The organism is Variovorax sp. RA8, assembly GCF_901827175.1.
Lineage (GTDB): Bacteria > Pseudomonadota > Gammaproteobacteria > Burkholderiales > Burkholderiaceae_C > Variovorax.
Genome location: NZ_LR594662.1, coordinates 4,974,582 through 4,994,058, shown reverse-complemented (window position 1 = coordinate 4,994,058; position 19,477 = coordinate 4,974,582). Strand labels below are relative to the sequence as shown.

General features: G+C 66.0%; 20 protein-coding genes. 13 read left to right on the top strand and 7 right to left on the bottom strand.

Annotated elements, in window-relative coordinates; all coding sequences use genetic code 11:
- Positions 1-5 precede the first annotated feature (5 nt).
- From E5P3_RS23560 to nagZ, 12 genes are all read left to right on the top strand, one after another.
- Positions 6-650, top strand: coding sequence for a sigma-E factor negative regulatory protein (locus E5P3_RS23560; protein WP_162589825.1), 645 nt, complete (start codon positions 6-8; stop codon positions 648-650).
- A 25-nt stretch (positions 651-675) separates the two neighbouring features.
- Positions 676-1,743 carry a MucB/RseB C-terminal domain-containing protein gene (locus E5P3_RS23555; protein WP_162588166.1) on the top strand — a complete coding sequence of 356 codons (1,068 nt, stop codon included), beginning with the start codon at positions 676-678 and terminating at the stop codon, positions 1,741-1,743.
- A 41-nt stretch (positions 1,744-1,784) separates the two neighbouring features.
- Positions 1,785-3,272, top strand: a complete 1,488-nt coding sequence (locus E5P3_RS23550; protein WP_162588165.1) for a DegQ family serine endoprotease — start codon at positions 1,785-1,787, stop codon at positions 3,270-3,272.
- 522 nt (positions 3,273-3,794) lie between these two features.
- Positions 3,795-5,606, top strand: a complete 1,812-nt coding sequence (gene lepA / locus E5P3_RS23545) for a translation elongation factor 4 (RefSeq protein WP_162588164.1) — start codon at positions 3,795-3,797, stop codon at positions 5,604-5,606.
- Between the two features lie 13 nt (positions 5,607-5,619).
- Entirely contained in the window at positions 5,620-6,591 is a 972-nt protein-coding gene (gene lepB / locus E5P3_RS23540; protein ID WP_162588163.1) for a signal peptidase I, read from the top strand.
- A 25-nt stretch (positions 6,592-6,616) separates the two neighbouring features.
- Positions 6,617-6,973 carry a DUF4845 domain-containing protein gene (locus E5P3_RS23535; protein WP_162588162.1) on the top strand — a complete coding sequence of 119 codons (357 nt, stop codon included), beginning with the start codon at positions 6,617-6,619 and terminating at the stop codon, positions 6,971-6,973.
- A 90-nt stretch (positions 6,974-7,063) separates the two neighbouring features.
- Positions 7,064-7,768, top strand: a complete 705-nt coding sequence (gene rnc / locus E5P3_RS23530; RefSeq protein ID WP_162588161.1) for a ribonuclease III — start codon at positions 7,064-7,066, stop codon at positions 7,766-7,768.
- Complete coding sequence (era, locus tag E5P3_RS23525) at positions 7,765-8,730, top strand: GTPase Era (protein WP_232073294.1); 966 nt, start codon at positions 7,765-7,767, stop codon at positions 8,728-8,730. Before rnc ends, era begins: the two co-directional genes overlap by 4 nt.
- A gap of 16 nt (positions 8,731-8,746) precedes the next feature.
- Positions 8,747-9,517, top strand: coding sequence for a DNA repair protein RecO (gene recO, locus E5P3_RS23520; RefSeq protein WP_162588160.1), 771 nt, complete (start codon positions 8,747-8,749; stop codon positions 9,515-9,517).
- Positions 9,514-10,257, top strand: a complete 744-nt coding sequence (locus tag E5P3_RS23515) for a pyridoxine 5'-phosphate synthase (RefSeq protein ID WP_162588159.1) — start codon at positions 9,514-9,516, stop codon at positions 10,255-10,257. The genes recO and E5P3_RS23515 overlap by 4 nt, the downstream gene beginning before the upstream one ends.
- On the top strand, positions 10,254-10,649 hold the full coding sequence (gene acpS / locus E5P3_RS23510; protein ID WP_162588158.1) for a holo-ACP synthase: 396 nt from the start codon (positions 10,254-10,256) through the stop codon (positions 10,647-10,649). The genes E5P3_RS23515 and acpS overlap by 4 nt, the downstream gene beginning before the upstream one ends.
- Positions 10,646-11,722 (top strand): beta-N-acetylhexosaminidase, encoded by a 1,077-nt coding sequence (gene nagZ / locus E5P3_RS23505; protein ID WP_162588157.1) that lies wholly within the window; start codon positions 10,646-10,648, stop codon positions 11,720-11,722. Before acpS ends, nagZ begins: the two co-directional genes overlap by 4 nt.
- 6 nt (positions 11,723-11,728) lie before the next feature.
- On the opposite strand, the gene E5P3_RS23500 is transcribed toward nagZ, so the two are convergent.
- The 4 genes from E5P3_RS23500 to E5P3_RS23485 all read right to left on the bottom strand — a co-directional run bounded on the left by E5P3_RS23500 (position 11,729) and on the right by E5P3_RS23485 (position 15,758).
- Entirely contained in the window at positions 11,729-12,238 is a 510-nt protein-coding gene (locus E5P3_RS23500) for a YgjP-like metallopeptidase domain-containing protein (protein WP_162588156.1), read from the bottom strand.
- Positions 12,235-13,512 (bottom strand): Hsp70 family protein, encoded by a 1,278-nt coding sequence (locus E5P3_RS23495; protein WP_232073292.1) that lies wholly within the window; start codon positions 13,510-13,512, stop codon positions 12,235-12,237. Before E5P3_RS23495 ends, E5P3_RS23500 begins: the two co-directional genes overlap by 4 nt.
- Positions 13,509-15,041 (bottom strand): lysine--tRNA ligase, encoded by a 1,533-nt coding sequence (gene lysS / locus E5P3_RS23490; RefSeq protein WP_162588155.1) that lies wholly within the window; start codon positions 15,039-15,041, stop codon positions 13,509-13,511. Before lysS ends, E5P3_RS23495 begins: the two co-directional genes overlap by 4 nt.
- A 78-nt stretch (positions 15,042-15,119) precedes the next feature.
- Positions 15,120-15,758, bottom strand: coding sequence for an LON peptidase substrate-binding domain-containing protein (locus tag E5P3_RS23485; protein WP_232073290.1), 639 nt, complete (start codon positions 15,756-15,758; stop codon positions 15,120-15,122).
- Between the two features lie 49 nt (positions 15,759-15,807).
- Between E5P3_RS23485 and E5P3_RS23480 the strand changes: the two genes are divergently transcribed.
- Positions 15,808-16,368: a YggT family protein gene (locus tag E5P3_RS23480; protein ID WP_162589819.1), complete on the top strand. Its 561-nt coding sequence runs from the start codon at positions 15,808-15,810 to the stop codon at positions 16,366-16,368.
- A gap of 7 nt (positions 16,369-16,375) precedes the next feature.
- Here the strand turns inward: E5P3_RS23480 and accD are convergent, their stop codons facing one another.
- The 3 genes from accD to trpB all read right to left on the bottom strand — a co-directional run bounded on the left by accD (position 16,376) and on the right by trpB (position 19,469).
- Positions 16,376-17,248: an acetyl-CoA carboxylase, carboxyltransferase subunit beta gene (accD, locus tag E5P3_RS23475; RefSeq protein WP_162588153.1), complete on the bottom strand. Its 873-nt coding sequence runs from the start codon at positions 17,246-17,248 to the stop codon at positions 16,376-16,378.
- 101 nt (positions 17,249-17,349) lie between these two features.
- Positions 17,350-18,195 carry a tryptophan synthase subunit alpha gene (gene trpA / locus E5P3_RS23470; RefSeq protein WP_162588152.1) on the bottom strand — a complete coding sequence of 282 codons (846 nt, stop codon included), beginning with the start codon at positions 18,193-18,195 and terminating at the stop codon, positions 17,350-17,352.
- On the bottom strand, positions 18,192-19,469 hold the full coding sequence (trpB, locus tag E5P3_RS23465) for a tryptophan synthase subunit beta (protein WP_162588151.1): 1,278 nt from the start codon (positions 19,467-19,469) through the stop codon (positions 18,192-18,194). The genes trpA and trpB overlap by 4 nt, the downstream gene beginning before the upstream one ends.
- Between the last annotated feature and the right edge of the window lie 8 nt (positions 19,470-19,477).

Here is a 19,477-nt window from a genome sequence, read left to right as displayed (position 1 = left end):
ACAAGATGAAGCACATAACCATGGTCCATGAGCAGATTTCCGCACTCGCCGACGGGCATTTGCGAGATGACGAGTTCGCCCAGGTGATCGACAAGGTCTGCGGTAGCGACGACTTGCGTGCGACCTGGCATGCCTACCATGTCGTCGGGGATGTCCTGCGGTCCGGCGTCCATACCGCGTGCAGCGACAGCTCGCAGTTCCTCTCGCGGCTCCAGCAACGACTGGCGGCGGAGCCCTCCATTCCAGTGCTTGCGCCGGATGTCGCGGCAATGCCCGCGCTGCGTCGCGCCGAAGCCGCCAACGAGCCGGTGTTCCGATGGAAACTCGTGGCCGGTGCAGCATCGCTCGCAGCGGCGGCAGCCATCGGCTGGAACTGGGTCGGGGGCGCCGGTCCTCAGCCGGCGGCGCAATTGGCGCAGCAGCAACAACAGCAGAGCTCGGGCTCGGTGCTCGCCGCCAACGGGTCCGCGCCGCAGGGCGCATCTGTGCTGATGCCGATGCGAGTCGTGGTGGGCAATGGGCATCCGCAGGTCATGCTGCGCGATCCCCGCCTGGACCAGTTGCTTGAAGCGCACCAGCAAGCGGGCGGCGCCTCCCAGATGCCGTCCGGCTTCCTGCGCAATGCGACCTTTGACAGGCCGTCGCGTTGATGATCGTGCGTCCGCAGCTGCCCCAATGACTGTCTCGATGCCGATGTCCGCGAGTGGCGCGGTGGTCCTGGTTGCGGCGCTATGCGTTGCACCGATGGTCGTGGCGCAGAGCAGGGCGTCCTCGCCGTCGGTCAAAGGGGCGACCAGCGCGGTGGGCGGCGAGGCGCCGACGCTGAGCGTGGTCGAGTGGCTGCAGCGAATGCATACAGCATCCCGCCAGCGGTCCTATGCAGGGACCTTCGTCGTTTCGGCTGCCGGCGGAAACTTGTCGAGTGCCCGCATCTGGCATGTCTGCGAAGGCGACCTCCAGTTCGAGCGCGTCGAGGTGCTGTCCGGGCCGCCGCGCTCGACCTTCAGGCGCAACAACCATGTGATGACCTTCCTGCCCGAGACGAAGATCGTCAAGAGCGAGAAGCGCGAGAACCTCGAACTGTTTCCGAATCTGCTCGGTGCGCCCGACTCCGCGATCGGCAACTACTATGGTGCACGCGTCGTGGGCAAGGATCGCGTCGCAGGCTTCGATGCCGACGTGGTGCAGCTGGAGCCGCGCGACGGCCTGCGTTTCGGCTACCGCATCTGGAGCGAGCGGCGCTCGGGCCTGGTTGTGAAGTTGCAGACCCTCGATGGCGAGAACCGTGTGATCGAACAGTCTGCCTTTTCTGAACTCCAGCTCGATGCACCAGTCAAAGCGCAGGCGTTGGCGCAGATGATGGCCAGCACCGCCGGCTACAAGGTAGAGAAATCCGAGCTCGAGCGCAGCACGCCTCTCAAGGAGGGTTGGGACCTGCGAGCCCCCATCGCCGGTTTCAAGCCTGTCAGTTGCTACAGGCGCGCGATGGGCGCTGCGGCGGGCGGCGAGCAAGGGCACACGATGCAGTGGATTTTCTCTGATGGCCTGGCAACGGTCTCGCTCTTCGTGGAGCCTTACGACGCCAAACGTCAGCCTCGGGAAGTCCTGCTCGCACTCGGCGCCACCTACACGCTGACGCGCAAGCTGACGAACAAGGATGGCGACTGGTGGCTGACCGCGGTCGGCGAAGTTCCTCCTCAGACGCTCGATGGGTTCGCGCAGAGTCTTGTGCGTGCGCGTTGAGTCGCCATATCGATGTTTTAAGTGTTCTCCAAAAGGAAGCGATGATGTTCAGAACCGAGAGGAACAGGATCCGCTCATTCTTCTTGGCCGGGGCATTCATGCTCGCCTCCGGCGCTGCACTGCTGCCGGTTGCCCCCGCCAGTGCGCAGACCCAGGCGCGCGTGCTGCCCGACTTCACCGATCTGGTCGATCAGGTCGGCCCGGCGGTGGTCAATATCCGGACTGTCGAGAAGGTGACGCAGCGCGGCGGCAGCGGTGAGATGGACGAGGAGATGCAGGAGTTCTTCCGCCGCTTCTTCGGCCAGCCCATGCCCAACATCCCGCGCCAGGGCCCGCGCCCGAATCGGCCCCAGGCGCCGCAGGAGGAGGAGCGGCCGCGGGGCGTGGGTTCCGGTTTCATCCTGACGTCCGACGGCTTCGTGATGACCAACGCCCACGTGGTCGACGGCGCATCCGAGGTCATGGTGACGCTGGTCGACAAGCGCGAATTCAAGGCGAAGATCATCGGGGCCGACAAGCGCACCGATGTTGCGGTCGTGAAGATCGATGCCACCGGGCTCCCGGCCGTCAAGGTTGGCGACATCTCCAAGCTGCGCGTCGGCGAATGGGTGATGGCCATCGGCTCGCCATTCGGCCTCGAGAATACCGTGACCGCCGGCATCGTGAGCGCGAAGCAGCGTGACACCGGCGACTACCTGCCCTTCATCCAGACCGACGTCGCTATCAACCCGGGCAATTCCGGCGGGCCGCTGATCAACATGCGCGGCGAGGTGGTCGGAATCAACAGCCAGATCTATTCGCGCTCGGGCGGCTTCATGGGCATCTCCTTCTCGATTCCGATCGACGAGGCGATTCGCGTGAGCGACCAACTCCGCACGAACGGTCGGGTTTCGCGCGGACGCATCGGTGTTCAGATCGACCAAGTCACGAAGGATGTAGCCGAATCCATCGGCTTAGGCAAGGCCCAGGGCGCCCTGGTGCGCGGGGTCGAGGCGGGCTCGCCGGGCGAGAAGGCCGGCATCGAGCCCGGGGACATCATCACCCGTTTCGACGGCAAGGCCATCGACAAGCCCAGCGATTTGCCGCGCCTCGTCGGTAACACCAAGCCCGGCACCAAGAGCACGGTCACCGTGTTCCGGCGCGGCAATTCGCGCGACCTGAGCGTGACGATCGCCGAGATCGAGCCTGACAAGCCGGCGCGGACGGCCGAGCGCGAGGAGCAACCGACCAGCAAGCCGTCGGCCTCAGCCGCTGCCAAGTCGCTGGGCCTCGCCGTCAGCGACCTCACGGAGGCGCAAAAGAAAGAGCTCAAGCTCAAGGGCGGGGTGAAGATCGATTCGGCCACCGAGGCAGCGACCCGCGCCGGCCTGCGCGAGGGGGACATCGTCCTGGCCGTCAACAACACCGAGATCGCCAACGCCAAGGAGTTCGAATCTGCGCTGGTAAAGGCTGACAAGAGCAAGCCCGTGAGCGTGCTTTTCCGCCGCGGCGACTGGGCGCAGTACGCCCTGATTCGCCCCTCACGCTGAACGGCGTCTGGCGTCAAGTGGCCCCATCCCGCAGTCGGGTTTGGGGCCTTTTTTCCGACCCCTTTTGGTGTTCCTGCAACCCCGAGCAAAAAAATTTTGACGTCGCTGAGTCGCCTCGATTGGTTGGCGATCGCTAACTTATTGGAGGGCTAATGACACTTTTCGGTAGAATAGGACGCCGAGGGAGCCTCCACGGCGCATAAGCCGCCGAAGCTTCTCCACGATGCGGGATTCCCGCATGTCACCCACCGGTGCTCCACAGATCGCCCACAAGTTGTTAAGGAACTGGTCCACCGATTGTGTTGATAAGCTGTTAATAAGTACCATGTTGCTGACCTGCAACGACCGATCCGAGGCCCAGGCCCGGCTGTACGCGCCCCCCTTTTTGCCTACAATGAAGTTCCAACTACTGCAGTTGCCATTGCTTGTTGGTTCAGGGCGCGTCTCTTGGGGACGCGCCCTTTTTTCTTGCCTGTCGCCTGCTGCGCACGAGCCATTTCAAGTACTTAAGCGTTCCCGTTGATGAATCACATCAGAAATTTTTCAATCATTGCGCACATCGACCATGGCAAGTCGACGCTCGCAGATCGCTTGATCCAGCGTTGCGGAGGCCTCGCCGAGCGCGAGATGGAAGCGCAGGTCCTCGACTCGATGGATATCGAGAAAGAGCGTGGGATAACCATCAAGGCGCAGACTGCGGCACTGCACTACAAGGCACGCGACGGACAGGTCTACAACCTCAATCTGATCGACACGCCGGGTCACGTCGACTTCTCTTATGAAGTGAGTCGCTCGCTGTCCGCATGCGAAGGCGCGCTGCTCGTTGTCGATGCGAGCCAGGGCGTCGAAGCACAGACGGTGGCCAACTGCTATACCGCACTCGATCTCGGTGTCGAGGTGGTGCCGGTGCTCAACAAGATGGACCTGCCGCAAGCCGACCCCGACAACGCGAAGGCCGAGATCGAGGACGTGATCGGCATCGACGCCGGCGATGCGATTCCGTGCTCTGCGAAGACGGGCATGGGCATCGACGAGATTCTCGAGGCCATCGTGGCCAAGGTGCCGCCGCCGCGCGGCAATCCCGATGCGGCACTGCGCGCGATGATCGTCGACAGCTGGTTCGACGCCTACGTGGGCGTGGTGATGCTGGTGCGCGTGGTGGACGGCCGCCTGGCGAAGGGCGACCGCATCAAGATGATGGCCTCGGGTGCGAGCTACAACGCCGACAGCCTCGGGGTCTTCACTCCGGCAGCCGAGACGCGCCAGTCGCTCGAGGCGGGCGAGGTGGGCTTCATCATCGCCGGCATCAAGGAGCTGCAGGCCGCGAAGGTAGGCGACACGGTCACGCAGATCAAGACCGGCAGCGGCGGTGCGGCCGCGACCGCCACCGAGGCTTTGCCGGGCTTCAAGGAAATCCAGCCGCAGGTGTTCGCCGGCCTCTACCCAACCGAGGCGAGCGAGTACGACTCGCTGCGGGACGCGCTGGAGAAGCTCAAACTCAACGACTCCTCGCTGCACTACGAGCCGGAGGTGTCCCAGGCACTGGGCTTCGGCTTCCGCTGCGGCTTCCTGGGCCTGCTGCACATGGAGATCGTGCAGGAGCGCCTGGAGCGCGAGTTCGACCAGGACCTGATCACGACGGCCCCCAGCGTGGTCTACCAGGTCGTGAAGAACGACGGCGAGGTGATCATGGTCGAGAACCCGTCGAAGATGCCCGACGTCGGCCGCATGGCGGAGATCCGCGAGCCGGTCGTGACGGTCCATCTCTACATGCCGCAGGAATACGTCGGCTCGGTGATGACCCTGGCCAACCAGAAGCGCGGCGTGCAAATGAACATGGCCTACCACGGCCGCCAGGTCATGCTGACCTACGAGATGCCGCTGGGCGAGATCGTGCTCGACTTCTTCGACAAGCTGAAGTCGGTCAGCCGGGGCTACGCGTCGATGGACTACGAGTTCAAGGAGTACCGCGCGTCGGACGTCGTCAAGGTCGACATCCTGCTCAACGGCGACAAGGTCGACGCGCTGTCGATCATCGTGCACCGCAGCCAGAGCCAGTACCGCGGCCGGGCGGTCGTTGCCAAGATGCGCGAGATCATCAGTCGCCAGATGTACGACGTCGCGATCCAGGCCGCCATCGGGGCCAACATCATCGCGCGTGAGACAATCAAGGCCCTGCGCAAGAACGTGCTCGCCAAGTGCTACGGCGGCGACATCACCCGCAAGCGCAAGCTTCTCGAGAAGCAGAAGGCGGGCAAGAAAAGAATGAAGCAGATCGGCTCGGTCGAGGTCCCGCAAGAGGCCTTTCTCGCCATCCTGCAGGTCGAAGACTAAGAACACGGCATCGATGGCATTTCTCACCTCCCTGATCCTTGCGGCTTTCGTTGGATATATCGGTGCCTGGTACTTCGGTGCCGTCGAAGGCAACTTCGCACTGCTTCTGTTTCTTGCCACCGTGGTCACGGGCCTGTACTGGCTGGCCGAGCGCCTCTATTTCCTTCCGCGTCGCCGGAAAACGGCCGAGGCGCTGGAGATCGCCCTGGCTCAACGGCGCGAAGAGCTGAACCGCCAGGGCATCACCCAGGTCGACACCACGGACCCCAAGGCGCGCGAGCGCCTGCTCATGCAGCCGTGGTGGCTGGACTGGACGGCGGGCCTCTTCCCGGTGATCCTGGCAGTGTTCCTGCTGCGCTCCTTCCTGGTCGAGCCCTTCAAGATTCCCTCCGGTTCGATGATGCCCACGCTGCTCACGGGCGACCTGATCCTGGTCAACAAGTTCACTTACGGCCTGCGCCTGCCCGTCATCAACACCAAGATGACCGAAGGCACCCCGCCAGCTCGCGGCGACGTGATGGTGTTCCGCTACCCGCCCAAGCCGAGCATGGACTACATCAAGCGCGTGGTCGGCGTGCCGGGCGACGAAGTGGCCTATCTCAACAAGAAGCTCACCATCAACGGCCAGCCTGTCAGCAAGCGGGCAGAGCCCGACTATTTCGACGAGGAGGCGATGCGCTACCTCAAGCAGTATTCCGAGGACCTGGGCGGCAAGAGGCACATGCTGCTCAACGACGAGGGCCGACGTGCCGGCCTTTCGGAAGCCGAAATCATGGCGTTCCCGAACCGGGAAAATTGCCGCTACAGTGTTGAGGGCGTGGTGTGCAAGGTGCCGCCGGGCCACTATTTCATGATGGGCGACAACCGCGACAACTCGCTCGATTCGCGCTACTGGGGCTTCGTGCCTGACAAGAACATCGTGGGCAGGGCCTTTTTCGTCTGGATGAATTTCGGCGACCTCAAGCGCATCGGCGGGTTCCAATAATCGAGGTTTTGGAGGGAAAAGAGGGATGAGAGCAAGTCAATCCAGGCGGCGCCAGCGTGGCATATCCTTTATCGGGCTGCTGTTCGTCGCCGTCGTGCTGGCCTGCGTCGGCGTGGTGGTGGCCCAGGTAATTCCGACGCTGATCGAGTACCAGGCGATCACCAAGGCGGCGAACAAGGCCAAGGAGGGAACGACCGTTCCCGAGGTGCGGGCGATCTTCGACCGGGCTCAGGCCATCGACGACTTCCAGTCGGTCGCGGGGAAGGACCTCGACGTCAAGAAGGTCGGCGACAAGGTCGTGGTGTCCTTCGCTTATGAGCGCGAGATCCACCTGTTCGGTCCGGCCTACCTGACGCTCAAGTACGCAGGCCAATCGAACTGAAATGGACGCACACGGGGTCGCGGCCAAGCCCTTGCGTCGCCCTGCCGAGGGGCTGCGCAGGTTCTGGCGCAACGCCTCGACGGGCCAGCCGTGACGGGCGGTGGCCTCGACGCGCTGCAGGCGCGTCTCCAGCATTCCTTTTCAGACCCGCGGTTGCTGCAGCGCGCATTGACGCATCGCAGTTTCTCCGCCGATCACAACGAACGGCTTGAATTCCTCGGCGATTCGGTGCTCAACCTGGCGGTCGCCCATCTGCTCTACGAGCAACTGTCGCAACTTCCCGAGGGCGACCTGTCCCGGGTGCGGGCCAATCTGGTCAAGCAGGACACCCTCCATCAACTGGCGCTCAAGCTGGCGCTGTCCCCGCTGCTGCGGCTGGGCGAAGGGGAAGCGCGGTCCGGCGGGCCGAACCGGCCTTCGATCCTGGCCGATGCGCTGGAGGCGCTGATCGGCGCCGTCTACCTCGATGCCGGCTACGGGCCGGCACAGGCGCTGGTGCGACGGCTCTACGAGTCCGTTGCCATCACGCCGCGCATGGACGCCGCGGCCAAGGACCCCAAGACCGAATTGCAGGAATGGCTGCAGGGCCACAAAATGAAGCTGCCGGTCTACCGCGTGATCGGCACGCTGGGCGCGGCGCACAAGCAGACTTTCGATGTCGAATGCGAGGTGTCCGAGCTGGGCTTGCGCGAACGCGGCATCGGCGGCTCGCGCCGCGCCGGCGAGCAGGCCGCGGCCGCCGCCATGTTGATCCGGCTCAAGGCGCGCGGAGGCGCTGCAAAGGCATCCCCATGAACCATCCCATCGAATCCAGTCCGCTCCCTCCCGCAGAGGGAGCGGGGCCGGACCCATCCCCCGGCCAGCGCTGCGGCCTTGTTGCCATCGTCGGCAAGCCCAACGTGGGCAAGTCGACGCTGCTCAACGCGTTGGTGGGCCAGAAGATCAGCATCACGTCGCGCAAGGCGCAGACGACGCGGCACCGCATCACCGGCATGCGCACGCGTGGGCTGACGCAATTCGTTTTCGTCGACACGCCGGGCTTCCAGACGCTGCACGCCAACGCGCTCAACCGCTCGCTCAACAAGACCGTGGTGGGCGCGGTCTCGGACGTGGACCTGATCCTCTTCGTGGTCGAGGCCGGCAGTTTCACCGCGGCCGACGAGCGGGTGCTGAAGCTGCTCGGCACCGGCATCCCGACGGTGCTGATCGCCAACAAGCTCGACAACGTGCATCGCCGCAGCGAGCTAGCGCCGTGGCTGCAGGAGATGCAGGCCCGGCACGCCTTCGCCGAGCTCGTCCCGATGTCGGCCAAGAATCCGAAGGACATCGAGCGCCTGTTCGGTATCTGCGAAAAGTACCTGCCGGAGCAGCCCTGGTGGTATTCCGAGGACGAGCTCACCGATCGCAGCGAGCAGTTCCTCGCCAGCGAACTGGTGCGGGAAAAGCTGTTCCGCCTGACCGGCGACGAGCTTCCCTACACATCGACCGTGGTGATCGACAAGTACGAGGAGGAGCCGCCTGCCCGCAAGGGCCAGAAACGCCTGCTGCGCATCGCCGCCACCATCGTCGTAGAGCGCGACAGCCACAAGGCGATGGTGATCGGCGACAAGGGCGAGCGCATCAAGCGCATCGGCATGGAAACGCGGCAGGAGCTCGAAAAGCTCGCCGACGCCAAGGTCTTCATCGAGCTGTGGGTCAAGGTGCGTTCGGGCTGGGCCGACGACGAGGCACGGGTACGTTCATTCGGATATGAATGAACACGGCCGAGGGTGAATGGCAACCCACCGCGTCTCGCATGAACCGGCCTATGTGCTGCACCACTACGATTGGAGCGAGTCGAGCCTGATCCTGGAGGTCTTCACCCGCCATCACGGACGCATCGCCCTGGTGGCCAAGGGGGCCAAGCGGCCGAGTTCCAACTTCCGGCCGGTGCTGCTTCCCCTGCAGCCGCTGCAAGTCAGCTACGGCGGCGACGCCGAGATCCGCACGCTCAAGGGGGCCGAGTGGATGGGAGGCCATGTGATGCCCACCGGCGAAGCCCTGCTGTCGGGCTACTACCTGAATGAACTGCTGCTGCGCTTGCTGGCGCGCGACGACGCGCACGAGGCGCTGTTCGACGGCTACGCCGTCATGGTGCAGGTGCTGGCCGGCGACCATGGGGGCGCCCAGGCTGCTACCCAGGCCGCCGCGCTGCGGGCCTTCGAGCTGCTGCTGCTGCGCGAGGTCGGGTTGCTGCCGGTGCTCGATATCGAAACACTGACGCTGGCGCCCCTCGACACGCAGACTCGCTACGCCCTCGTGCCCGAGGCTGGCCTGCGCCTCGCCGCCGAGGACGAAGCCGCACTCGAGGGCGCCGGCTGGCTGGCCCTGCAACGCACGCTCGAGGAACGCGCGCCGCTGGCTGCCACGCTGCGCCAGGTCGCGACCCTGAACGCCGGGGCCAGCAGCGCGCTGCGCAACCAGCTGCGCGTGCTGCTCAACTACCATTGCGGTGTGAGCACGCTGCGTACGCGCCAGATGATGAGAGACTTGCAAGCCCTATGAGCACTTCCCTGTCGATCAACCTCAACAAGGTGGCGCTGGTGCGCAACACGCGCTCGCTGGGCATCCCCAGCGTGCTCTTCGCCGCCGCGCTGTGCCTGGATGCCGGGGCGCACGGCATCACGGTGCACCCCCGGCCCGACCAGCGCCACATTCGCCCGCAGGACGTCCAGGACCTGTCGGAGCTGCTGCGCAAGGACTGGCCCCAGGCCGAGTTCAACATCGAGGGCAACCCGTTCCACAACCTGATGGACTTCGTGCGAGAGCTGCGCCCGCACCAGGCCACCTTCGTTCCCGACGAGGTGGCCCAGTCGACCAGCGACCACGGCTGGACCTTCCCCGACGATGCCGATCGGCTGCGGCCGTTGATAGCCGAAGCCAAGACCCTGGGCGTGCGCGTGAGCCTGTTCATGGACCCGGAGCCGGACATGATGGCGGCCGCCAAGGCCGTCGGGGCCGACCGCATCGAGCTCTACACCGAAGGCTATGCCGCCTCGCGGGGCACCTCCAGGGCTGACGCGGTGCTGGCCCTTTACGCCGAGGCCGCCCGCGCGGCGCAGGCGGCCGGGCTCGAAGTCAATGCCGGTCACGACCTGAGCCGCGACAATCTCACCGACTTCCTGCGGGCGGTGCGCGGTGTGCGCGAGGTTTCGATCGGTCATGCCTTCGTCTCCGATGCGCTGGAGCTCGGCTACGCCGCGGCCACGCGGGACTACCTGCGCTGTATTCGAGAGGCCGCGTGATCTACGGCATCGGCACCGACATCTGCGACATCCGCCGCATCGCCGCCACCTTCGAGCGCCAGGGTGAGCGCTTCGCGCAGCGCGTGCTGAGCGAGGCCGAACTCAAGGTCTGGCGTGCCCGCAGCGCCCGCTGGCCGAAGCGCGGCCTGCGCTACCTGGCCACGCGCTTTTCCGCCAAAGAGGCCTTCAGCAAGGCCATCGGCCTGGGCATGCGCATGCCGATGAGCTGGCGGCTGTGCGAGATCGCGAACCAGCGCAGCGGCAAGCCCGTGATCGTGCTTCATGGTGTGTTGAAGGACTGGTTCGAGGCCGAAGGCCTGGTCGCGCACGTGACGGTGACCGACGAGACCGACTACGCGGCCAGCTTTGTCGTGGTCGAACGCAAGCCATGACCGACCAGAATCCCGCGCACGCCCCCTTGATCATCGACGTCGCGGGCACCGCATTGAATGCCGCCGACCGTCGCCGCCTTGCCGATCCGCTGGTGGGGGGCGTGATCCATTTCGCGCGCAACTGGCAAGACCGGGCGCAGATGAGCGCCCTCAACGCCGAGATCAAGGCCCTGCGGCCGGACATCCTGGTCTGCGTCGACCATGAAGGAGGACGGGTGCAGCGCTTCCGCTCCGATGGCTTCACCCGCCTGCCTTCCATGCGCACGCTGGGCGAGCTCTGGATGCGCGATCCGATGCGCGCCACCCAGGCGGCCGTGGCCTGCGGCCAAGTGCTGGCCGCCGAACTGCGTGCCTGCGGCGTCGATTTCAGCTTCACGCCCGTCCTGGACCTGGACTACGGCGAAAGCAGCGTGATCGGCGACCGAAGCTTCCATCGCGATCCGCGCGTCGTCGCACTGCTGGCCCGCAGCCTCACGCACGGCCTGCTGCAGGCAGGCATGGCCAACTGCGGCAAGCATTTCCCGGGGCACGGCTTCGTGCGTGCCGACTCGCACGTGGCGATCCCCGTGGACCGTCGCAGCCTCAAGGCGATCCTGGCCGACGATGCAAAGCCCTACGACTGGCTGCGCGGCACGCTGGCTGCAGTCATGCCGGCGCATGTGATCTATCCGAAGGTCGACACCCGTCCGGCAGGCTTTTCGCCGAAGTGGCTGCAGCAGATCCTGCGCGGCCGACTGGGTTTCGACGGGGCGGTATTCAGCGACGACCTCAGCATGGAGGCCGCGCGCAGCATCCAGGGTGAGCTGCTGAGCTACAGCGACGCCGCGCTTGCCGCCCTCGACGCTGGCTGCGACCTCGCGCTGCTGTGCAACCAGAGCATCGGCGAGAGCACGGCGCTCGACGAAGTGCTCGACGGTTTTGCCGCAGCGCGCCGCAACGGCCGCTGGAAGCCGGAGGCGGTCCGCGAGGCGCGTCGGCGCGCTCTGCTGCCGCGGGGTGGTGCGCTCGCTTGGGACGACCTCATGCGCTCGCCGGCCTATCGGCATGCTGCCGCGACGCTGTCCGGGCTCTGACCTCGGTCAGGCCGTCGCCGACCAGAGGGCGGAGCCGCCACTCTCCAGGTGCGTGAGGTAGAGGCGCAGGTCGAATTCGAACTGGTGATAGTCCGGCTCCATATGCATGCAGAGCTGGTAGAAGGCCTTGTCATGCTCGCGCTCCTTCGTGTGCGCCAGTTCGTGCACGACGATCATGCGCAGCCATTCGATCGGCACTTCCTTGAACAAGCTCGCCACGCGGATCTCGCGTTTCGCCTTGAGCTTGCCGCCCTGCACGCGCGAGATGGTCGTGTGGGTGCCGAGTGCGTTGCGGATCACGTGCAGCTTGTTGTCGAAGGCAACCTTGGCCAGCGGCTCGGCGTTGCGCAGGAACTCGCTCTTCAGTCCGCTCACGTAGTCGTAGAGCGCGCGGTCGGTCCGGATGCCGTGCACGCCACCGTAGCGCTTGAGGAGCCAGTCGCCGAGCCGGCCCTGCGTCATCAGCTCCTCGACCTGGGCGCGCAGCGCCGCGGGGTAGGCTGCCAGGTACTTCACGCGGGTCGCGGCGTTCCGGCGCCGGCAGCGGCATAGGCCAGGCCTGCGGCCACGCCGCCGAAGAGATCGCCTTCGATGACCGGCGTGGCCGGAAAGGCCCGTCGCAGGGCACCCTGAAAGGGGCGCAGGGCCGAGGAGCCGCCCGTCAGGTAGAGGGCGTCGAGCTGCTCGCCGTGCAGCCCCGCGCGCGCGACGCAATCGCGGGCACACGCGACCACGTTGTCGAGTTGCACTGCGAGCTGGCGGTCCATGTCACCGGCCGTGAGCATGGCGTTCAGCTTCGGCTCTGCGAACGACAGGTCGATCGCCACGGTATCGCTGGTCATCGAACTGCGGATCTTGGCCTCTTCCACCTCGCTGGCAATGCGATGCCCCTGCCGGTCGGAGAGCACGTTTATGAGCCGGTCGTGCAGCCGTGTATCGAGGTAGTTGACGCGCAGCTCCTGCGCCTGCCGGATCGCCTTCGGCGCATAGAGCCAATTGATCAGGTGCCATGACGACAGGTCGAAAAAGGTCCTGCTCGGCACCTCGCGGCCCTGCGGCCCGATATGGCGGAAACCGAAATGCGGCATGACGCATTCGACGCTGAGCCGCTGGTCGAAGTCCGTGCCGCCGATGTGCACGCCTGTGGTGGCCAGCACGTCGCCGGAGCGATCTGCCTTCGCGATCCGCCCAGGGCCCAGGCGCACCACGGTGAAGTCGGAGGTGCCACCGCCGATGTCGACGATCAGCACCAGCGATTCGCGGGTGACGCGCCGCTCGTGGTCGAAGGCGGCGGCGATCGGCTCATACTGGAAGTCGACGTCGCCCAGGCCGGCGTTCCGCGCGGCCCGGCGCAGCGTGGCTTCGGCCTCGCGGTCGCGCGCCGGGTCATCATCCACGAAATGCACCGGGCGGCCGACGACGACCCGCGCCGGCCTCGCGCCGAGCTGCCGGTGGGCGCGTGCAGCAAGCTCCGACAGGAAGAGGGCGATGATGTCCTCGAAGCTCACCCGCTGGTGGCCGATCTCGGTCTGGTCCTGCATCAGCGCACTGCCGAGCAGGCTCTTGAGCGATCGCATCAGCCGGCCTTCCGTGCCCGCCAGGTACAGTGCGACTGCCTCGCGGCCGAAATGCGTGCTGCGGTCCTCGGTGTTGAAGAAGACCGCGGTCGGGATCGTCGTCGCCGATCCCTCCAGCGGCAGCAGGCGGGCGAGCTCGCTCCCGGCCACGCACGCGACCGCGGAATTGGACGTGCCGAAGTCGATGCCGAGGACGGGCGCCTGTGTACTCAAGATTCCCGGCGCAATGCAGGAAAGAGGATCACGTCACGGATGCTGGGCGAATCGGTCAGCAGCATCATCAGGCGATCGATGCCGATGCCGCAGCCGCCGGTAGGCGGCATGCCGTACTCCAGCGCCCGCACGAAGTCGTGGTCGAAGAACATCGCCTCGTCGTCGCCGCTGTCCTTCGCCGAGACCTGGGCGTTGAAGCGCGCGGCTTGATCTTCGGCATCGTTGAGCTCGCTGAAGCCGTTGCCGAACTCGCGGCCGGTGATGTAGAGCTCGAAGCGCTCCGTGACCTCCGGGCGCTCGTCGTTGGCGCGCGCCAGGGGCGAGATCTCGGTCGGGTGTTCCATGATGAAGGTCGGCTGCCAGAGCTTCTCTTCCACCGTCTCCTCGAAGTACATCACCTGCAGGCTCGCCAGGCTGCGTTGGGAGAGCTTGTCCTTCTCCTCGCTCAAGCCGAGCTTGCGGAGGGCATCGCGCAGCCAGGGGGCATCGTCGGCGTTCGCGCCGGCCTCGGTGTGCCTGGCGATCGCCTCGCGGATGGTGAGCCGCTCGAAAGGCTGGCTCAGGTCCACCGGCTTGCCCTGGTACTCGAGTTGGAGATTTCCGACGCTCTTCTGCGCGATGGTGCGGATCAGCGTCTCGGTGAAGTCCATCAGGTCGCGGTAGTTCCAGTAGGCCGCGTAGAACTCCATCATCGTGAACTCGGGGTTGTGCCGCACCGAGATGCCCTCGTTGCGATAGCTCCGGTTGATCTCGAAGACGCGCTCGAAGCCGCCGACGATCAGGCGCTTCAGATAGAGCTCTGGCGCGATGCGCAGGAACATCTCCTGGTCCAGCGCGTTGTGATGCGTCTTGAAGGGCTTGGCGTTGGCGCCGCCCGGCATCGGGTGCAGCATCGGCGTCTCGACCTCGAGAAAGCCGTTGGCCACCATGAATTCGCGCAGCGCGCTCACCGCGCGGCTGCGTGCGACGAAGCGCTCGCGTGCCGACTCGTCGGTGATCAGGTCGACGTAGCGCTGCCGGTACTTCTGCTCCTGGTCGGCCATGCCGTGGAACTTGTCGGGCAAGGGGCGCAGGCTCTTGGTCAGCAGGCGCAGCCGGGTCACCTTGACCGAGAGCTCGCCGGTCTTGGTCTTGAAGGCGGTGCCTTCGGCGCCGACGATGTCGCCCAGGTCCCAGTGCTTGAACTCGGCGTAGGGCGCTTCGCCGACGGCATCTCGCGTGACGTAGAGCTGGATGCGGCCGGTGGCGTCCTGCACGGTGGCGAAGCTCGCCTTGCCCATCACCCGCTTGAGCATCATGCGGCCCGCGACACTGACGGCGATCGGCGTGGCTTCCAGCGCCTCGGGCTCTGTTTCGTTGTGCGCCGCGATCAGCGCTGCCGCGCGGTCGGCGGGCTTGAAGTCGTTCGGAAAGGCGACGCCCTTGCCCTCGACCTGTGCGGCGCGCAGCGCCTTCAGCTTCTCGCGCCGTTCGGCAATGAGTTGGTTGTCGTCGTGGGCGGAGGAAGAAGAGGGGAGTGCGTCGGACATGAGGGGGAAGTAGAAGCGCGGGCAGCCGCGCGCAACCCGCCATTTTAGCCGGCGGTGTCTTGCAGCCCGGCTGCCGGGCTACTTCGTGATCCCGGTGCGCACGAGCAGGTCGCCCACCAGCTCGAGTCGCATCAAGGGGCTATCCAGCTCCATCAGCCGCTGCTTGAGCTCAGTCGGCACGGGCAGCAGCTCGCACCAACGGTTGGCCACCCAGCCGCAATCATTGAAACGGAAGGGCGCCTGGACCGGCAACCGCAGCTGCTCGCCGCGGCGCCGCTCCTCCAGGGTGTCCACCAGGCGGCGCAGCGCGTCGGAGACGGCCCGAAGGTCATCGGGCACGGCGAGCGCCACGTCGTCGGCGACGAGGTCGACCTCCGCGGTCCAGAGCCCATGCGTCTGCAACGCGCTGGTGCGCACGCGGAAGCGCTGCGTGCCCACGCAGGCGATCTGCATCAGCCCAACCTGCGGGACTTCGAACTCGCGGATCTCGGCGAGCGTGCCGACACCGGCAAAGCGCTCGGCCTCCGCGCCCGCGCGCCGGACTTCCGCGCCCTGCGTCAGGCTCACCACGCCGAAGGGCGTGCCGGCCTTGTGGCATTTGCCGATCATGTCCAGGTAGCGGACCTCGAAGATGCGCAGGGGCAGGAAGCCGCCGGGAAAGAGCACGGTACCCAGCGGGAACAGGGGCAGGGGCTGCGGGAGGGGTTGAGTCGTCATCGAGGAACCTTGCATGGCTATCATCGCATTCCGTTCACGACCGCGCGCCATGTTCTACCAGATCCCTTCGTTCCTTCTCGACGTGATCGTCGGCCTCCTCGGCGGGGCGTGCCTGCTGCGCCTGTACATGCAGTACCACCGCGTGCCCTTCGGCAACCCGCTGGGGCGCTTCGTGTTCGCGATCACCGACTGGATCGTGCTGCCGCTGCGGCGCGTCATCCCCGCGGTCAAGCGCTGGGACCTGGCGAGCGCCGTGGCCGCGTGGTTGCTGGTGATGCTCAAATTCCTGCTGCTGTGGGCCCTGATGGGGGCGCTCGGCCGCTGGGCGATCCTGCCGCTGGTGTCGCTGATCGGGCTGATGCAGCTGGCGGTGTCAGGCCTGACTGCGCTGCTGATCGTCTACGCGGTTCTCTCGTGGATCCCGAATGCGTCGTCGATGCTCCAGGACCTCATCGGCCGGCTGGCCGAGCCGCTGGTGCGGCCGCTGAGGCGCTTCATCCCGCTTGTGGGCGGCGTGGACCTGTCGCCGCTCGCCGCGATCGTGCTGCTCCAGGTGGGTGCCATCGTGCTGGGAAGCCTCATGGCGGCCGTCTTCGGGATGGGCCGCTAGCCCGGGGTCAGACCACTGCGTCGGCCGGTTGGCGCAGCAGCATCGCCAGCGTGTTGGCGACCGTCTTGCGCAGTTCGCGCCTGTCGCAGATGAAGTCGATGGCACCCTTGGTCTGAAGGAATTCGGCGCGCTGGAAGCCTTCGGGCAGCGTTACCCGCACGGTCGATTCGATCACGCGCGGGCCGGCAAAGCCGATCAGTGCCTTGGGCTCGGCGATCACCACATCGCCCACGAAGGCGAAGCCGGCGCTCACGCCGCCCATGGTCGGGTCGGTCAGCACGCTGATGTAGGGCAGGCCCTTCTTGGCCAGGCGCGTGAGCGCCGCATTGGTCTTGGCCATCTGCATCAGCGACAGCAGGCCTTCCTGCATGCGCGCGCCGCCGGTGGCGGTGAAGCAGATGAAGGGCACCTTCTGCTCGATCGCGGTCTCGACGCCGCGCACGAAGCGCTCGCCGACCACGCTGCCCATGCTGCCGCCCATGAAGTCGAACTCAAAGCAGGCCACCACCACGTTGATGCTATGGACCGAGCCGCCCACTACTACCAGTGCGTCGGTCTCGCCGGTGTTTTCGAGTGCTTCCTTGAGCCGCTCTGGATACTTGCGGCTGTCCTTGAACTTGAGGGCGTCGACCGGCAGGACTTCCTGGCCCACTTCGTAGCGGCCTTCCGAGTCCAGAAAGGCGTCGATGCGCGCGCGCGCGCCGATACGGTGGTGGTGGCTGCAACTCGGGCACACGTTCTGGTTGTGCTCGAGGTCGGTCTTGTAGAGCACGGTGTCGCAGCTCGGGCACTTGATCCAGAGGCCTTCGGGCATCTGGCGCCGCTCGCTCGGGTCGGTGGGCGCAATCTTGGGCGGAAGCAGTTTTTCAAGCCAGCTCATGGGGGCTCCAGTTCGAAGTTCTCGCGAAACAAGGTCTTCGCGGCGAGTAGCGCCCTCTCCCGCCCGCGGGATAGGGGCTCGGGGTGTGGGTCAACTCCGCATTATCGACCAGCCGCATTCTTGGCCGTCGCGGCCGGCAGTGCATCCAGCGCTTCCCGGATCTCCGCCAGGAATTCGCTCACCAGGGGTACCACCCGCTCGCGGGGCTGGCCGTCGATCAGCTGGATGATGCGGGTGCCGATCACCACCGCGTCCGCCGTCGAACCGACCGCCTGGGCACTGCGGGCATCGCGGATGCCGAAGCCCACGCCCACCGGCAGCTTCACGTGCTCGCGGATGCGCGGGATCATTCGGCCGACTGCCTCGGTGTCGAGGTGCCCGGCGCCGGTCACGCCCTTGAGCGAGACGTAGTAGACATAGCCCGTGGCGATGCGGCCGACCTGCGCCATGCGCTCGGCGGTGCTGGTGGGGGCCAGCAGGAAGATCAGGTCCATGCCGTGCGCCTGCAGGCCGGCGGCGAAGTCCTCGCATTCCTCGGGTGGATAGTCGACCACCAGCAGCCCGTCGACGCCGGCGGCCGCGGCGTCGCGGATGAGGCTGCCTTTACCGTGCACGCCGTCGTAGCGCTCGATCGGATTGGCATAGCCCATCAACACGACCGGCGTCGCATCATCCTTGCGGCGGAAGGTGCTCACCATCGCCAGCACCTGCTTCATGCCGATGCCCAGCGCCAGCGCGGCTTCGCCCGCGGCCTGGATCACGGGGCCATCGGCCATCGGGTCGGAGAAGGGCACGCCGAGTTCGATCACGTCGGCGCCTGCTTCCACCATGCCGTGCATCAGCTCGGGGGTGATGTCGGCGTAGGGGAAGCCTGCGGTGACGTAGGGAATCAGGGCCCTGCCGCCGTGCTCGCGAAGGCGCTCGAAGGTGGCAGCGATGCGGCTCATGCTTTGCCTCCCTTGACGCTGAGGCCGCGCATCGACGGCCGATCGTAGAAGTCGACCCCCGACAGGTCGGCCACGGTGCCGATGTCCTTGTCGCCGCGGCCCGAGAGGTTGACCAGGATCGACTGGTCGGGACGCATGGTTTTCGCGAGCTTCATGGCGTGGGCCAGGGCATGGCTGGATTCGAGCGCCGGAATGATGCCCTCGGTTCGGCACAGGTAGTGGAAGGCCTCGAGGGCCTCGGCATCGGTGACCCCCACGTACTCGGCACGGCCGATGTCGGCCAGGTAGGCATGCTCGGGCCCGACGCCGGGGTAGTCGAGCCCGGCGCTGATGCTGTGAGTCTCGGTCACCTGCCCGTCATCGTTCTGCAGGAGGTACGTGCGGTTGCCGTGCAGCACGCCGGGGCTGCCGCGCAGGATCGAAGCTGCGTGCTTGCCGCTGTCCAGTCCTTCGCCAGCCGCTTCGACGCCGATGAGGCGCGTGCCCGTGAAGGGAATGTAGGGGTGGAAGATGCCCATGGCGTTGCTGCCGCCGCCCACGCATGCCACCACGACGTCCGGCTGCCGGCCTTCAGCCTCGCCGGTGATGCCTTGTGCCGCCAGCATCGCCGGCATTTGCGCAATGCACTCGTCGCCGATCACGCGCTGGAAGTCGCGCACCATCATCGGGTACGGATGCGGACCGGCCACGGTGCCGATGATGTAGAAGGTGTTCTCGACATTGGTGACCCAGTCGCGCATCGCTTCGTTCAGCGCGTCCTTCAGGGTCTTGCTGCCCGATTCGACCGGGATCACGGTCGCGCCCAACAGGTTCATGCGATAGACGTTCGGGCTCTGGCGCTTGACGTCCTGGCTTCCCATGTAGACCACGCATTCGAGCCCGTAGCGTGCGCAAATGGTGGCCGTGGCCACGCCGTGCTGGCCGGCACCGGTCTCGGCGATCACGCGCGGTTTGCCCATGCGCCGGGCGAGCATCGCCTGGCCGATGGTGTTGTTGACCTTGTGCGCGCCGGTATGGTTCAGGTCCTCGCGCTTCAGGTAGATCTGCGCGCCGCCCATCTCGCGGCTGGTTCGTGCCGCGTGATAGATCGGCGAGGGACGGCCCACGAAATGCGCGAGTTCGTGGCGGAATTCGGCCTGGAACTCTGGGTCGTCCTTGTATTTTGCGTAGGCCTCGCGCAATTCGTTGATCGCGTGGGTCAGCGTTTCGCTGGCGAAGGTGCCGCCATAGATGCCGAAATGGCCGCTGGGATCGGGTTGGTCGTAGCTGTTCATGGTCTCGA

Bases quoted from the DNA above. Each gene is read 5' to 3' on its own strand.
- E5P3_RS23560 (WP_162589825.1), top strand. From the start codon at position 6: ATGAAGCACATAACCATGGTCCATGAGCAGATTTCCGCACTCGCCGAC.
- E5P3_RS23555 (WP_162588166.1), top strand. From the start codon at position 676: ATGACTGTCTCGATGCCGATGTCCGCGAGTGGCGCGGTGGTCCTGGTT.
- E5P3_RS23550 (WP_162588165.1), top strand. From the start codon at position 1,785: ATGATGTTCAGAACCGAGAGGAACAGGATCCGCTCATTCTTCTTGGCC.
- lepA (WP_162588164.1), top strand. From the start codon at position 3,795: ATGAATCACATCAGAAATTTTTCAATCATTGCGCACATCGACCATGGC.
- lepB (WP_162588163.1), top strand. From the start codon at position 5,620: ATGGCATTTCTCACCTCCCTGATCCTTGCGGCTTTCGTTGGATATATC.
- E5P3_RS23535 (WP_162588162.1), top strand. From the start codon at position 6,617: ATGAGAGCAAGTCAATCCAGGCGGCGCCAGCGTGGCATATCCTTTATC.
- era (WP_232073294.1), top strand. From the start codon at position 7,765: ATGAACCATCCCATCGAATCCAGTCCGCTCCCTCCCGCAGAGGGAGCG.
- recO (WP_162588160.1), top strand. From the start codon at position 8,747: ATGGCAACCCACCGCGTCTCGCATGAACCGGCCTATGTGCTGCACCAC.
- E5P3_RS23515 (WP_162588159.1), top strand. From the start codon at position 9,514: ATGAGCACTTCCCTGTCGATCAACCTCAACAAGGTGGCGCTGGTGCGC.
- nagZ (WP_162588157.1), top strand. From the start codon at position 10,646: ATGACCGACCAGAATCCCGCGCACGCCCCCTTGATCATCGACGTCGCG.
- lysS (WP_162588155.1), bottom strand. From the start codon at position 15,041: ATGTCCGACGCACTCCCCTCTTCTTCCTCCGCCCACGACGACAACCAA.
- E5P3_RS23485 (WP_232073290.1), bottom strand. From the start codon at position 15,758: ATGACGACTCAACCCCTCCCGCAGCCCCTGCCCCTGTTCCCGCTGGGT.
- E5P3_RS23480 (WP_162589819.1), top strand. From the start codon at position 15,808: ATGTTCTACCAGATCCCTTCGTTCCTTCTCGACGTGATCGTCGGCCTC.
- accD (WP_162588153.1), bottom strand. From the start codon at position 17,248: ATGAGCTGGCTTGAAAAACTGCTTCCGCCCAAGATTGCGCCCACCGAC.
- trpA (WP_162588152.1), bottom strand. From the start codon at position 18,195: ATGAGCCGCATCGCTGCCACCTTCGAGCGCCTTCGCGAGCACGGCGGC.
- trpB (WP_162588151.1), bottom strand. From the start codon at position 19,469: ATGAACAGCTACGACCAACCCGATCCCAGCGGCCATTTCGGCATCTAT.